The 14,302-nt window shown below is 67.2% G+C and carries 10 protein-coding genes; 2 read left to right on the forward strand and 8 right to left on the reverse strand.

The window, feature by feature from the left end; translation table 11 throughout:
• The first annotated feature begins 145 nt into the window (after positions 1 to 145).
• A complete protein-coding gene (locus RIC11_RS02280) occupies positions 146 to 3,796 on the forward strand; it encodes a S8 family serine peptidase (RefSeq protein WP_350208209.1) in 3,651 nt (1,216 codons plus the stop codon).
• A 31-nt stretch (positions 3,797 to 3,827) separates the two neighbouring features.
• Here RIC11_RS02280 and RIC11_RS02285 read toward each other — a convergent pair whose 3' ends face one another.
• From RIC11_RS02285 to RIC11_RS02320, 8 genes are all read right to left on the reverse strand, one after another.
• The gene (locus tag RIC11_RS02285) at positions 3,828 to 4,409 is read right to left on the reverse strand and encodes a sugar transferase (protein WP_350208210.1); all 582 of its coding nucleotides are present in this window, start codon (positions 4,407 to 4,409) and stop codon (positions 3,828 to 3,830) included.
• Positions 4,410 to 4,426: 17 nt separating this feature from the next.
• Complete coding sequence (locus RIC11_RS02290; protein WP_350208211.1) at positions 4,427 to 5,449, reverse strand: NAD-dependent epimerase/dehydratase family protein; 1,023 nt, start codon at positions 5,447 to 5,449, stop codon at positions 4,427 to 4,429.
• A 4-nt stretch (positions 5,450 to 5,453) separates the two neighbouring features.
• Positions 5,454 to 6,641, reverse strand: a complete 1,188-nt coding sequence (locus RIC11_RS02295) for a glycosyltransferase family 4 protein (RefSeq protein ID WP_350208212.1) — start codon at positions 6,639 to 6,641, stop codon at positions 5,454 to 5,456.
• 55 nt (positions 6,642 to 6,696) lie between these two features.
• Positions 6,697 to 7,323, reverse strand: coding sequence for an acyltransferase (locus RIC11_RS02300; RefSeq protein WP_350208213.1), 627 nt, complete (start codon positions 7,321 to 7,323; stop codon positions 6,697 to 6,699).
• Between the two features lie 35 nt (positions 7,324 to 7,358).
• Complete coding sequence (locus tag RIC11_RS02305; RefSeq protein WP_350208214.1) at positions 7,359 to 8,516, reverse strand: glycosyltransferase family 4 protein; 1,158 nt, start codon at positions 8,514 to 8,516, stop codon at positions 7,359 to 7,361.
• 53 nt (positions 8,517 to 8,569) lie between these two features.
• Positions 8,570 to 9,955, reverse strand: a complete 1,386-nt coding sequence (locus RIC11_RS02310; RefSeq protein ID WP_350208215.1) for an O-antigen polymerase — start codon at positions 9,953 to 9,955, stop codon at positions 8,570 to 8,572.
• Positions 9,956 to 10,113: 158 nt separating this feature from the next.
• Positions 10,114 to 11,319 (reverse strand): lipopolysaccharide biosynthesis protein, encoded by a 1,206-nt coding sequence (locus RIC11_RS02315; RefSeq protein WP_350208216.1) that lies wholly within the window; start codon positions 11,317 to 11,319, stop codon positions 10,114 to 10,116.
• A gap of 189 nt (positions 11,320 to 11,508) precedes the next feature.
• Positions 11,509 to 12,465 (reverse strand): SDR family oxidoreductase, encoded by a 957-nt coding sequence (locus RIC11_RS02320; protein WP_350208217.1) that lies wholly within the window; start codon positions 12,463 to 12,465, stop codon positions 11,509 to 11,511.
• A 258-nt stretch (positions 12,466 to 12,723) separates the two neighbouring features.
• Between RIC11_RS02320 and RIC11_RS02325 the strand changes: the two genes are divergently transcribed.
• Positions 12,724 to 14,121, forward strand: coding sequence for a nucleotide sugar dehydrogenase (locus RIC11_RS02325; protein ID WP_350208218.1), 1,398 nt, complete (start codon positions 12,724 to 12,726; stop codon positions 14,119 to 14,121).
• Positions 14,122 to 14,302: the final 181 nt, after the last annotated feature.

Here is a 14,302-nt window from a genome sequence, read left to right on the forward strand (position 1 = left end):
CGTCCACAAGCACGCCCCGACCGTCGCCGCCCCCGAGGCCGGCGCCACCGCGTGCCCCGCCTCGAGCTGCTGTTCGACTGCAATGGTCCCTCGCGCCCCTAGACGCAAGCCGCGTCGCCGCGCCGACCGCGCCGCGCGGCCGGAGATGCTCGAACCGCGCGTCGTGATGTCGGCCGACCCGCTGTACGGCCTCGCGCCGCCGCTCTCGCAGCACGGCGGCGGATCGGCGCTCGGCAGCGCGCTAGTCTCAACCGCTCCGGTCCGCGACCCCAACGCGGATTTCTGGCACGACCCGGCCGCGTTGCTGGCCGGCGAGGACCTGGGTGGGCGGATCGAGCAGACGCTCGCCGAGGCCCACGCCATGACCGGGCAGACGGACGTGGTCGCCAACTACGGCTTCACCGGCGTGGGGCAGACCGTCGCCGTGATCGATACGGGCATCGCTTACTCGCACAACGCGCTGGGCGGCGGTTACGGCTCGGGCTACCGCGTGGTGGGCGGCTACGACTTCGCGGAGAACGACTCCGACCCGTACGACGACGGACCCGACGGCGCGCACGGCACCCACGTGGCGGGCATCGTCGGCGCCGGCGGCGGCGGCACGCACCGGGGCGTGGCGACGGGCGTCGACCTGGTGGGGCTCCGCGTGTTCGACGACGCCGGCAACGGCTACTTCTCTTGGGTCGAGCAGGCGCTGCGCTGGGTGCGCGACAACCGCACGGCCTTTGAGAACCCGATCACCGCGGTCAACCTTTCGCTGGGAGTCGATTGGAACTCGGACAGCAACCCCGCGTGGGCGATGCTCGAAGACGAGTTCGCAGCGCTCGAGGCCGAGGGGGTCTTCGTCTCGGTGTCGGCCGGCAACAGCTTCACCAGCTACGGCGCGGCGGGCGTCAGCTACCCCGCGTCGAGCGACCACGTTGTGCCGGTCATGGCGATGCACACGGCCGACACCCTCGCCGGCTTCAGCCAACGCGCGACCTACGCGATCGGCGCGCCGGGCACGTGGATCGCCAGCACCGTGCCGGACTACGCCGGGAACGACAGCGACACGATCGACGACGACTGGCTCAACATGTCCGGCACCAGCATGGCCGCGCCGTATGTGGCGGGCGCGAGCGTGCTCGTGCGCCAGGCGATGGAGTTCGTCGGGAGGACCGGCGTGGGCCAGTGGGACATCTACGACCACATGATGGCCACGGCCGAGTCGTTCTACGACTCGGCGACCGGCGCTTGGTACAAGCAGCTCGACCTGGGCGCGGCGATCGACGCGCTGATGCCCGAGGACGACTTCGGATCGAGCGTCGTGGACGCTTACGACCTCGGCACGATGTCCGGCGGCCCGGCGGCGACCCAGTCGGTCCTCGCCGGCGCGATCACCACGCTCGACGACGCCGATTACTTCACCTTCACCGCGGGAGCGACCGGGCGGGCGACGTTCTCCGTGAGCGGCGCCACGCACGAGCTCGCGGTCCAGTGGGTCGGCCTCGACGGCCACGGTTGGACCGAGTCGGACGGCTCGGCTTACGCGATCGACACCGTCGCGGGACAGCGGTACACGGTGGCGATCGGCACCAGCCAGGGCCTCGGCTACTACGACCTGACCGTCGACTTCGAAGCGACCACTCCGCCGCCGATCGACCTCGGCGTGGCGGGCGCGCAGCAAACGCACGCGGGGCTGTCTGTCGAGTCCGAGCAGGCCTACCGGCTCACCGCCGGCCGCACGGGCTACTTCACGGTCGAAACGGGGGGCGCCACCGGCGTGTCGCTCGCCGTATACGACGCGCAGCAGAACCTGCTCGGCGAGAGCGACCCGTCGGGCCGAGTCGACGTGCAAGCGACCGCCGGCGAGGAGCTGACGGTCGTGGCTGCCGGATCGGCTGACGATCTGAGCTTGCGTGTCACCAACGCGTTGACCATCGCCGACGGCGCCGGGACGCTCGTCGGGACGACCGGGCAAGACGAAATCGATCTCTCTGTGACCGCTTCCGGCGCCGAGGCGGTGCTCAATGGCGTGTCCTACAGCGTCGACTTGGTCGACGCGTCCGCTTGGTCGATCGACGGCTCGGGCGGGGACGACTCATTCCGGATGACGGGATCGGCGGCCGACGACACCGCGTCGATTCGGGTGGGATCGATCTCGGCCTCCGGCGGTGGCCTCGAATTGGCGGCGACCAATCTGGGCGACATCGCTTTCGTCGGCGGCGGCGGCTTCGATCGCGTTTCGCTTTACGACTCGGCCGGCGACGACGTATTTGAATCGAGCCCGACCGACGCTTCCCTTACTACCAGCGACGGCGTGGTGAACTCCGTCTCGGATGCGGACGAGGTGTACGCGTACGCCTCGGCCGGTCTGGACATCGCCAACTTCGACGACTCGTCCGGGAACGACGAGTTCCGCGGCTTCCACAACCGGGCGTGGCTACGCGGCGCTGGATTTGTGAATTACGCGGCGGGGTTCGACGAGACCTACGCCGACAGCAGCGCGGGTGACGACATGGCGCGGCTGTACGACTCGTCCGGCGACGATGAGTTCCGCGGCTACCACAACCGCTCGTACCTGTTCGGCGACGGATTCGTGAACTACGCGTCGGGCTTCGCGCGGGTTGTCGCCTACGCGACGGGCGGGAACGACCTGGCTAGCTATTACGGGTCGGCTGGGCGGGACGAGTTCCACGGCTACTCTAACCGGTCCTACATGCACGGGGCCGGCTTCGTGAACTACGGGGCCGGCTTCGACCAAAGCGTTGCGTACGCCTCCGGTGCGGACGACGTCGCGTTTTTCTTTGGCGCCGACGGCGTCGACGAGTATCGGGCGTACGACGATCGGGCGTATATGTCCGGCGACGGCTTCGAGAATCACGCCGCTGGGTTCTCCCAAACCCTTGCCTACGGCGGCTTGGAAGACACGGCGCTCCTCTTCGATTCCTCTGGCGACGATGAATTCCGAGGGTACGACAACCGCGCGTTCTTGCGGGGGGACGGCTTCTACAACTACGTCGCTGACTTCGGCGAAGTCCACGCCACTGCGTCCTCGGGGCTGGACCGGGCGCGACTCTACGACTCGGCGGGCGACGATGAGTTCCGCGGCTACCACGATCACGCGTATCTCTTCGGCGAGGGGTTCCTGAATCGAGCGGTCGGCTTTGACAGCACGAGCGCGTACTCCCGCGCGGGTTCTGACCTGGCGCGGCTGTACGACTCGTCCGGCGACGACGAGTTCCGCGGTTACCATGACCGGGCCTTCCTCTTCGGCGACGGCTTCGTCAATTACGTGAGTGGGTTCAGCGCCACGAGCGCCCACGCCTCGAGCGGCAACGACCTGGCTCGGCTCTACGATTCCCCGGGTGATGACGAGTTCTACGGGCGACACGACAATGGCTACATGGTCGGGGTGGGATACATCAATTACACCCGCGGGTTCGACTACACGGTCGCCTATTCAACGTCGGGCATCGACAGAGCGTTCCTGTACGACACGTCGGGCAACGACACCATGAGCGTCGTCGGCGGCTCGGTCCGGATGAGCGGCTCGGGCTACACCAACCTCTCGCACGGTTTCGCCCACGCGTCCGCGTTCGCGAGTCTCGGCAACGACCGAGCGGAGTTTTCTGACACGTCTGGGGACGACCAGTTGGTCGCCTCGGGGGCGACAGCCAACCTTATCGGCGGCGGCTACTCCCGTGTCGCCAACGGATTCGACACCGTCGTTGCGCGGTCCGAGAACGGAGGCGATGACACCGCGGACACCGAAGCGATCGACTTCGTGCTAGAGCAGCTAGGGGATTGGGCGTGAGCCCCTATTCCGGACGCCGCTCGCAGGATCCTCAGGCGGCTTTGCTTGACGAACCCTCGCGGATGCCCTCTCGGCGGGCGACACTCCCGACCGTCATCAGGAGGATCCGAAGGTCGAACGCCAGCCCCTGCCGGCCGACGTACTCGGCGTCGAAGGCGACCTTCTCGGCTATCGACAATTCGTCTCGCCCGTTCACTTGCGCCCAACCGGTCAATCCCGGGGGTATGCGATCGATACGAGCGTCAGCTCTCGCCTGAATAAGGTCCGCCTGGTTGAAGAGGGCGGGCCTCGGGCCGACGAAGCTCATGTCGCCGCGGACAACGCTCCAGAGCTGTGGCAACTCGTCCAGGCTGGTGCGTCGCAGCCATCCCCCGATTGGGGTTAGCCAATCGTTCGGCGCCTCGAGCTGATGGGTGGCGACCTGCGGCGTTTCCACAAGCATCGTTCTCAGCTTGGGCATCCAGAACAACCGTCCGCCCTTGCCGACCCTCCGTGACCAATGAATGGCTGGCCCCGGAGAGGTGGCACGCACAGCCGCCATCAGGGCTATCAGGGCCGGCGCGATCGCGACGAGCAGCGCTGCGCCCACGACAAAGTCGATCGGTCTTTTCATGATGAGGAATTGTGCGATCAGGCTGCGATCCGGTGGCGTCGAGGTTCGCTTCGTCGCAGCCAGCGAACCTCGTCGATGATGCCGTCGGCAAACGGCGTCCAGCGGAAATGCGGGTTCTGACGCTCGAACGCGGACGTGTCCAGAGTGTCTTCCGACAGCCAAGTGCGGAGGGATCTGCGCAGTCGTTCGAAGGGTCCGCAGTGAAACGAGAGCGATGCTGCGCAGCCGACCGCCGCCTGCACAACCGACGCCGGCAAGGCCGCCGGAGTCCTCCGCCCGGTGGCGGAGGCGATCGCGTCCACTATGTCGCTCACGGCTACGGACGGGCCAGCGACGTTGAAGACTCGGCTCTCGTCGGCCGTCGGCGCGTTCAGGGTGGCGAGCACGGCGCCGGCCAGATCGCCGACGTGCACCAGGCTTTTGCGATTTGAGCCGTCGCCAACGGACCGGAATCGACCGCTCGCCAAGGCCCGGATGAGTCGAGCCACGTTGCCGGGGTCGCCAACCCCGTAGACCGTTGCGGGGCGCAGGATGGTTAGCCCCACCCCTCCGCCACGGCAAACGGTGGACGCCTGCCGCTCGGCGGCAAGCTTGCTCTCCCCGTACCACGTTGACGGCGCAGGGGCGTCGGTCTCGCGGGCGGACGTCGTTCCTGACGCGTAGACCGCCGCTGAGCTAATCAACACGAAGCGTTGGGCGCCGTATGCCACGGCGGCTTCCGCAACCCGGCGAGTCACCTCTTCGTTCTGCCGCGAGTAATCGTGTGGAGACAACTCGCCGTGACGGCGGTGCGCTAGCCCAGCGCAGTGCACGACGAACCGGGCCCCTTCCAGCAGCTCGCCCAGATCGTCGGCGGCCAGATCGACTCTCTTGTATCGGCCGAACCCGATCGGCTCCAACGACCTTCTTCCGACGCCAAGGGCGGAGTACCCCTCGTTCTGCAGGCGGCGAGCGATCTCTCCCCCGACGAAACCGGAAGCCCCTGTTACGAGCACCGACCGGCAGCGACGGCTCGAGCGAAGAGTGGATTCGATCGCCATGGACCTAAGCGGCTTTCCGGTCCGCGTGTGTTTGAATCGCGTCATGCGGTGCGTTCGGGTGTATGCCCCGACCAAGCCCTTGGTAGATCGCTGCCAGGCCACGCCAAACCGACTCTTGTGTGAAGAGCGCCTCGACCCGGGCGCGACCGGCGGCCCCGTGCCGGAGTCGCAGAGAATCGCTGTGGAGGTATTTCCACATGGCGGGAGCGAGTTTGCCGTCCTCGTCGATTAGCACCCCCGTGACGCCATCGGCGACCGCGTCGACGACGCCAGTCACCCTCCTCCCTACCACGGGCAGACCCGCCGCCGCGGCTTCGAGGGGCGCGTTTCCGAAGCCCTCACGGCGCGACGCGTGCACTAAGACGTCCAGCGCGGCGTACACATCGGATGTATCCCCAATGAATCCCGTAGACACGATGCGGGGGTTCCGCTCGATCTCTGCGACGCATTCATCGGAGACCGCATCGCCGCGCTCGAAGGCGCCGATCAGCACCAGCCACGCCGAGTCGTCTGAGCTGGCGATCTCGCGGTAAGCCTCGACGACTTCCTCGATCCCCTTGTCGCGCGTGATGCGACCGACGGCGCCGAAAACGAACGCGGCGTCGGGAACCCCCCATTTACGGCGCAAGCGAACCCTCGTGGCGGCTGCGGCCCGGCTGAACGGGTACGGTCGTGCCTGGAGATCAACACCATTCGAAGAACCTGCTCCTATGACCGATGCCTTCCTGCGCGGGCAGATCCCAATCTCGACCGCCACTTCCCGCAAGCTGGGCGAGATGCAGACGACTCGGTTCGCCAAGCGGCAGGCCAGCCACTCGCACAACCAAAGGACGCGCCGCTTGAACCCGCGCGTTGTTTCAAGCCGGAGGCCTCGCAGGACGTACACGCGCCCCGGCGCCAGCGCCAGCGTCGCCGCGAGCGTGCCGAGCAGCCCCGCCTTGGGAGTGCTCGAATTGACGATCGTGGGGCGCAGCCGGACGAACAACCAGGTCAAGTGGAGCAACGATACGAGATCCGCTAGCGGGCTGATCTCCCGCTTCATCGGCGCCGTTCGGTAGGCCACGCCTTCGCTCTCGCAGAACGCGTCGAGCCCGTCGCCCGGGGACGAGACGAGCGTCACCTCGTAACCTTCCTGCCGCATCCTCGCCAGTTGCCCACGGAGCAGCATCAGCGACGCCGTGCTGGTGATCACGTAGCACAAGCGTGGGCGTGGTCGCGATTTGGCGTGAACGCCCGCTGGCTTCATCTTAAGCGCTCCGCCGGAGGATGTCGGACCGCCGTTTAAAGTTGCTGGGGTTATCGACACGCGGTCCGATCACCCTAGCCGGTACGCCGGCGACGACGACGTCGTCCGGAGTGTCGCGTGTGACGACGGATCCCGCGGCGACGAGGTTGCCTCGTCCGATGGTCACCCCGGCGGTCACCGTGACCCGCGCGCCCAGCCACGTGCCGCGACCGATTTGGATCGGCGCCGGGTGGCAGCCGGCGCCGACCGTCGACCCGTTCGCGAAGCCGTGGTTCAGCGACGCGATCACGGCGTAGGGTCCGACGACAACTTCGTCGTCGAGTCGGACTCCGCCGGCCGCTTGCAGCCACACGTTCCTGGCTAGGTAGCAAGAGTCGCCAATCTCGAGGCGTTCCGGCGTGTTGATTTGGAAGTCTTTGCCGAGCGCAAAGTCGGCTCCGCATCGGCCGATAAACGGGCGAGCCGCTGCGCCTCGCAGCCGGCAGGTCGCCTTGTTCTCTGGCGCCCAATTCGAAAGCAAGCCGCACATCCAGAGCGGCAACGCGTGCCTCGCCTGCGACCACAGAGCGCCGCGCCAGTCGGCTACGCGCTCGCCCGCACTACTCGGCGCGTCGTCCCTGATTTGCATGTGTCTTGGGCGCTGGCTCATGCGATCGCGGCGTGTCAAACAGCCTGCTTCAGGTTCTCGAACAGGGCGACGCGTCTCGGCGAAAGCAGGTCGTTTGTGTACTGCCGAGCCGTTCTGATCGAATGCGTGCTCATCTCCGTGAGTCGCGTCGGGTCGCTCGCCATCGAGCAGAGCAGCCGGGTGATCGACGCGGTTTCTCCGACCTTGAACGTGTCTTCTTTCCGGATCAACTCCGGCAGCCCGCCGGCGTCGGAGCCGATCGCCGGCATGCCGAGGGACATGGCCTCGAGCACGGCCCTTGGGAGCCCTTCGGTCGCGGACGGGAGGGCGAAGACGTCATTCTCGCCAAGCATCGAGGCGACGGCCGCCGATCCGCTGAGGTGGCCACGAAACCGGACGCTGTCGGCCAGTCCCAGCTCGGCAGTCAGGCGTTCCAGCGTGGCGCGTTCGGGCCCGTCGCCGGCGAAGTCGGCGCGGCACACGACACCCGAAGAGCGTGCGTCGGCGATCGCACGCAGCAAGTCGGCGTGCCGCTTGTAGGGCATGAGGCTCGCCACCGTCGCCAGGCGGAGCGGCGAGGGCGCCGCTTGGTAATGGCGCGGCTCCTGGATCGACGCCCCGCTGAGCCGGATGCTCGAGATCGTCTCGGTCTTGACCCCCGCCTTGGCAGGGTAGGCGAAGGGCAGGATCGAGCGGTTGACGTAGCTGGCCGCCGCGCAATGGCGGGCTTGCCGGCGCAGGCGACGCGCCTCGATGAGTGCCGCGGCTCGGTACAGGATCCCGCGTCCGCGGGTTTGGAAGGCTTCGCGCGGATCGCCGAACACCTCGATCAGGTAGGGCTTTCGTTGCTTCTGGGCGACCCTTGCCGCGAGGTCGCCTAGTCGGCTGGGAACGCGGGCTACGACGGCGTCGGCCTCGGCGACAGCCTGCTTGACGGCGTCCGCGGCCAGCCACTCCGCCGCGGCCTGCCAGACGGCGCCTCGGCGATCGCCGACATTGACGAATCGCAGGCGTTCGCCGTCGAGCGCGTTGCCTTCGGGAGGGTCCTCGATCGGTGCCGCGCGACACACAACGGTTACCCTGTCAAACGCGGCGAGGTAGTCGCTGAAGAACGCCTCGTTGAAGCAGTAGCGGTCGTAGTACCTACCGCGGTGCGAAGAGAAGACGTGATCGGTTGCTAGGACGGCGTGCATGGTGCTGGGACGGATAGATTGAGTCGGCAGTTGTCCCTGTCCCAGAAAGCGTGTCAGGCGGCAAGGCGGCTGGTTCGTCGCGCCGCGGCGGGGTTGGCGCGGCGGCCGGCCGGCGGCGGGGCGAGGCGTTTCGCGGAGCGCAAGCGGCGCGCCGCGCGGAGGTCGCCGAGGAAGCAAAGGGTCTTGCTAGCAACCGCACCGATGATGAGGCTCTTCAGCATGCCCCGGCTGTCCGCGCGGATCCCGAACGCGCTAACGGAAACCGCGTGCCACCAAAGAAAGACGGTCCACAAGCGGGCGTCGGCTCGGATCGCGTTGCGGTAGGCCACGCTCATGGCGTACCCCCAGACTGCGAACCACAAGGGCGGGCCGATCCAACCGAAGTTGAGGTAGGCCTCGGCGTCCTGCGCGAACGCGTATCCAGCGACCCGCTGGTGGTCGTACACCTCACGGAACCAGCGGGTCGGTGTCTCTTTCGCCCAGGCGGGCTCGAAGGGGAGGAACGACAGCAGCGAGCCGACGATCGATCGGCCTCTCCAGTGGGGCTCGGTCGATGGCACGTCCGTGGCGACATTCGTAAAGACGTGCACGTTCGGCGCGAAGTGCGTGACCGAGCGCGCGACGTCCTCGATTCCGACCTCGTCGAGTAGCGCGAGCCGGACGTCGATGCCGGCGCCGGCGTTCCTCAACAGGGGCGACAGGCCGAGCCAGCCGACGCCGGCGATCGCCACGGACACGACCACCGGCTTCGACAACCGCCGCCAGTTCGATAGGCACCAGAGCGCACCGACGAGCAGAGCATCACGCTCTCCGCTGTAGGAGCAGATCGCGAAGTGGGCGCCGAGCAATCCCAGGATCGGCGGCGAGAAGGCCGACCGCGACACGTGGGCGCCGGTGATCACCGCGAGCGACACCGACGCGGTCGACGCGGCGGCAAAGAAGTAGTACCAGTGCGTGATCGACTCACTGGCGGTCGCCAGGTGGTACGCCTTGCTGTAGCCGCTAGCCCCGCTCCAAAGTTCGTAGGAAACCGCGGCGAAACCGCCGAGCGTTACCGCCGCGCCGAGGACCGCCAAGTCGCGCACGTAGCGATTGGAGAGCCGGTCGCGTTCGGTGAACAGCGCGTGCTGAGGACGCCGCGCCCGTCGGCGCCGTCCCGTGTTTCGCAGGCCAAAGGTCGCGCCGGCGTTGAATCCGACCACCGCGGTCGCACACGAACAGAGCACCGCGTTGAGCATGTGCGTCTTCAGGCCGGGGTGGTACTCCCCGGTGAACGCGATCTTGAAGACGATCGGGCCGGCGCTCGCATACGCGTAGAGCAGCGGGAAGAAGATCCGCGGGTCGAACAGGTCTCCCCGCCGCCGATAAACTAAGACCGCCGGCACGAATGCGGAGGCCAGGAGGATCCCAAGGCAAGATGCTTCTTTCCAGTCGGTCATCGCCGCCAGGGGGTGGTTGAGCCGGATTCGGGGCCTCGATGTCGACACCGACCGGCGAGTGGCTGGCGCAATCAACCGGCCCGAAGGGCGGCGACCATAGGACGCATTGGCGATTTCAGCAACACGGCCCGATCCGACCCGGGGAGCGCTCCCTGGCGTCACGCGGCGAGGCGACGCTCGCACTCACGATTGACCGAATCGGCGTCGATCCGGCGCAGTAGCCTTTGGAAGAGGAAGCCGCGCCCGACCGATTCGATGGCGAGGCCCGCCAGCAGCGCGCCGACACAGCCGTGCAATCCGAACCGCGGAACCAGTATCGCGCATCCGATGGTGATCGCTGCTAGCGAGGCCGATTGCACAGCGCAGAGCCGCGGGTAATCACGCGACGCGCGGGCGGTCATCGCGAGCGGCATGACCGCCATCCGCGCCGCCGCAAACAAGGTCAGCGCCGTCAGCAATCCGTGGTGCTCCCGCATACCGGGCCCAAAGAGCAAGGCCAGCAACGGGCCCCCCGCGATCGCGGCTGCGGACGCAATAGAGAGCCCCGCCACCACACCTAGCAACGAGAGGCGAGCCGCCAACCAAATCAGCTGGCCGCGTTCGCCCGCGTCAACATCTCGCGCCATCTTTGGAATCGCGGCGTGGTTCGCCGCGCGGGCGACCACCTCGATTCCCACCAAGGCGTAGGTCAAGCATGTCAACACGCCGACCGCCTCGTAGCCGAGGTTGGACTCAACGAATAGCCGCGGCACGCTCGTTTGCATCGAGGTCAGCCACGACAGCAATCCCGCCGGGAGGCCCAATCCAATCAGGCGTAGCAGGGGGCGCCCGCTCAACGAGGCCATTCCGAAGCCGCCCGGGGCGAGTGCCGCCGCCGCCGGGGCGTCGTGCGTCAGGAGAACGATTGCCCAGCCCACCGACAACCCGGCCACCCCGCCCGCGACGCCTCCCCCGGCGGCGACCGCGCCCAGAAACATCGCCGAGCCGACCACCGCGCGCAGCGCCATCGACCGCGCGACGAGGCCCATCTGCATCTCGCGCCAGAACAGGCCATAGCAGACGTCGCTGACCGACTCGACCACCTTCGAGACGCAAACCGCCAGCACGAGGACCAACTCGCCGGGCATCGTGAACGCCGCTGTCGCGATGACCGCGGCGAACACGATCGGCGTCCCGATCAGGCGCACGGCGAGGTAGTCTGAGAACTCGAAATCCCCGCTCGTGTCGGCCGCAAGCAGCGTCCGCAATTGGAGGCTGATGAACATGAACGCTGGCGCGCTCACGGCGAGAGCCATGCCGTATCGACCGACGCTGGCTTCGCTCTCGAACCACGTGACGATGACGAGCAGCAAGAATTGCGACAACTGAAAGCAGAGGTTCCCCGCGACGGTCCACAGCGTGTTGGCGCGTAACGTCGGTCGCGTCGGGCGCTCGCTTGCGCCGTCGCCTGCCGACGCGAAGGGGTCGGGGCGAGTCGCTCCCGGACAGGCGGCGCGAGCGTCGCGTTTGACTTGCGAGGATCCCAACCTGGAGAGGACTCCAACGCGGCGATGCTAGGCGGACAACCGGAGTCGCTCGCCGCGGCTCGCGTAATAGTCGACGGTCCGCTCGAGGCCGGTTTCTAGGTCGACCTCGACGTCGTACCCCAACAGGGCACGGGCCGCTGAGATGTCCGCAAGGCTCTCGCGCGGATCGCCCGGGCGGCGCGGCCCGAATTCGGGGCGCGCGTCTCGGGCGAGGATCCTGCCCAGGTGGCCGAGGATTTCCAGCAGCGTTGTCTGCTTGCCGCAAGCCACGTTGATCGTTCTTCCCGACACCCCGCCCGCGACGGCCGCAGAGAGATTAGCCGTCACGACGTTGTCGATGTAGGTGAAATCTCGCGACTGCAAGCCGTCGCCGTGCACCAGCGGCCGACGCCCCTCGAGCATCGACACGATGAAGCGCGGTATCACGGCGGCGTAGGCGCTGTCCGGGTCTTGGCGCGGACCGAACACGTTGAAGTACCGGATCGCGACTGCCTCCAGGTCGAAGCAATTCGCGTAGGCTTGGCAGTAGTACTCGCCGGCCAGCTTCGCAGCGGCGTACGGCGAGAGCGGCCGCGGCAAGTCGGTCTCCCGCTTGGACATGTGCGGCTGGTCGCCGTACGCGCTGCTAGAGGCCGCATAGACCACTCGACGGACCCCCGCCCGGCGGGCGGCCTCTAGCACGTTGAGCGTGCCGGTGACGCAGGCGGCGTGTGTCTCCAGCGGCGCCGCGAGGCTGCGTGGCACCGATGGTAGCGCCGCTTGGTGATAGACGACTTCGACGCCACGCATCGCCGACTCCAAGGCGCCGAGGTCGCCAAGTTCGGCGGTGATGATCTCGGCGTCATTCCGAAGCAGGTCGAGATTCTCTTGGCGGCCGGTCGAGAGGTTGTCGAACACCCGCACCCGGTCTCCCCGACGCAACAAAGCTTGCGCGAGGTGCGATCCAACGAAACCGGCGCCGCCGGTCACTAGTTGCCAGGTCATTGCGCGGGAGCTCGCTTGCTACTCGGGTCGTTGTGATTTGGGGCGCTTCGGGAGCGACGCGGGTCGTAGCCGACTTGGGGCGAGCAGTGTCGCGGGGGCCGGCTCGTGCGGCCAGAGCAATTTCGCGGCCGAAACGAAGGGCGAAATGGTGTCGACATCACCCCGCGCCGTGGCTACTGTCCGCCGTCCCTCGCAGCCGCCCTTAGGTCGGCGCACCCGGACCACCCTCCAGCAACCCAATCGAACGGGCGACACAAGATGCTAGAGACATCGACCTTCAGTGTCCCGCGAGCGGTAATCGCGTCACACCTGGGGTCGGGGGCGACCGACTCGGGTGTGCTCGACACGCTGCTGGGAAAGCTAGCAGGCCGGTCCGCCACTATCGGCGTGATCGGTCTGGGCTATGTCGGTTTGCCGTTGGCGCGGGCGTTTATCGAGGCGGGTTACGGGGTGCTCGGCTTCGATGTCGATACGGTCAAGACCGAGCGGATCGCCCGTGGCGAGAGCTACATCCGGCACATCCCTTCGGAGTGGGTGCGCGAGGTTGTTGAGGGTGGCCGGCTTCACGCCACCGCGGACTTCCGGCGGCTGACGGAGGCTGACGTCGTGTTGATCTGCGTGCCGACGCCGCTCACCGAGACGCGGGAGCCGGACCTCAGCTATGTTGTGTCGACAGCCGAAGCCGTCGCGAAGGTGTTGCGGCCCGGGCAACTCGTCGTTCTCGAGAGCACGACCTACCCGACGACTACCCGCGACGTTGTGCTGCCGATCCTGTCGCGTAGCGGATTGGCGCCGGGCAAAGACTTCTTCCTCGCTTACAGCCCCGAGCGGGAAGACCCGGGCAACCCGGCGTTCACCGCGTCAAACATCCCCAAGGTCGTCGGGGCCGTCAACGAGTCCAGCCAGAAGGCCGCGGTCGCCTGCTACACCGACGTGATGGCCGACGTGGTGCCGGTTTCCTCTTGCGAGGTCGCCGAGGCGTGCAAGATCCTTGAAAACACCTACCGCGCCGTCAACATCGCGCTCGTGAATGAGCTGAAGGTTCTCTACGACCAAATGGGGATTGACGTTTGGGAGGTCATCGAAGCGGCGAAGTCGAAGCCGTTCGGCTTCAATGCTTTTTACCCGGGCCCCGGGCTGGGGGGGCACTGCATACCGATCGATCCGTTCTACCTCAGCTGGGTGGCCCGGAAGCACGGCCTCTCCACGCGCTTTATCGAGTTGGCCGGCGAGGTCAACTCGTCGATGCCGGAGTACGTGGTGAAGCGGGTCGGGGAGGCGCTCAACGCGCGCGGAAAGCCGATCCGTGGCAGCCGCGTCGGCGTGCTCGGCGTGGCGTACAAGCGCGACGTCGACGACCCGCGCGAGAGCCCTGCGTTCCGGCTGATCGAACGCCTGCTCCGCCTGGGCGCCGAGGTGTCGTACAACGACCCGTTCGTTCCGTCGTTGCCGAAGATGCGTCACTACGACCTCCCAGCCATGGAGAGCCAGCCGCTCTCGGAAGAGTACCTCCGAGGGCTCGACTGTGCTCTGATCGTGACGGATCACTCGCCGTACGACTACGACTTTATCGTCGAATGTGCGTCGCTAACGATTGATACCCGCAACGCAACGAGGGGTGTCGCACAACGGAGCGGAAGAGTGGTCGCCGCCTGACCTCGCGAGGGGGCCCAGCCCGGCTTCCGCCCACCGGGCCCGACGCGCGGGCGCCACCGGAGTACGAAGATCGCGCCCGACTCCCTCACTCACGGGTCGAGGCCCGCCCGAACCCGCCCAGTCCGGCTTGTGCTCTACACGTTGATCCGGTAACGGCTAACTCGAGCAGCGGTGCGTCGCT

The organism is Botrimarina sp., from assembly GCF_040219535.1.
In the GTDB taxonomy this organism is placed as follows: Bacteria; Planctomycetota; Planctomycetia; order Pirellulales; family Lacipirellulaceae; genus Botrimarina.

Coding starts and splice junctions, on each gene's coding strand:
- RIC11_RS02310 (WP_350208215.1), bottom strand. CDS start 9,955: ATGACCGACTGGAAAGAAGCATCTTGCCTTGGGATCCTCCTGGCCTCC.
- RIC11_RS02300 (WP_350208213.1), bottom strand. CDS start 7,323: ATGCAAATCAGGGACGACGCGCCGAGTAGTGCGGGCGAGCGCGTAGCC.
- RIC11_RS02320 (WP_350208217.1), bottom strand. CDS start 12,465: ATGACCTGGCAACTAGTGACCGGCGGCGCCGGTTTCGTTGGATCGCAC.
- RIC11_RS02325 (WP_350208218.1), top strand. CDS start 12,724: ATGCTAGAGACATCGACCTTCAGTGTCCCGCGAGCGGTAATCGCGTCA.
- RIC11_RS02305 (WP_350208214.1), bottom strand. CDS start 8,516: ATGCACGCCGTCCTAGCAACCGATCACGTCTTCTCTTCGCACCGCGGT.
- RIC11_RS02290 (WP_350208211.1), bottom strand. CDS start 5,449: ATGGCGATCGAATCCACTCTTCGCTCGAGCCGTCGCTGCCGGTCGGTG.
- RIC11_RS02285 (WP_350208210.1), bottom strand. CDS start 4,409: ATGAAAAGACCGATCGACTTTGTCGTGGGCGCAGCGCTGCTCGTCGCG.
- RIC11_RS02280 (WP_350208209.1), top strand. CDS start 146: ATGCTCGAACCGCGCGTCGTGATGTCGGCCGACCCGCTGTACGGCCTC.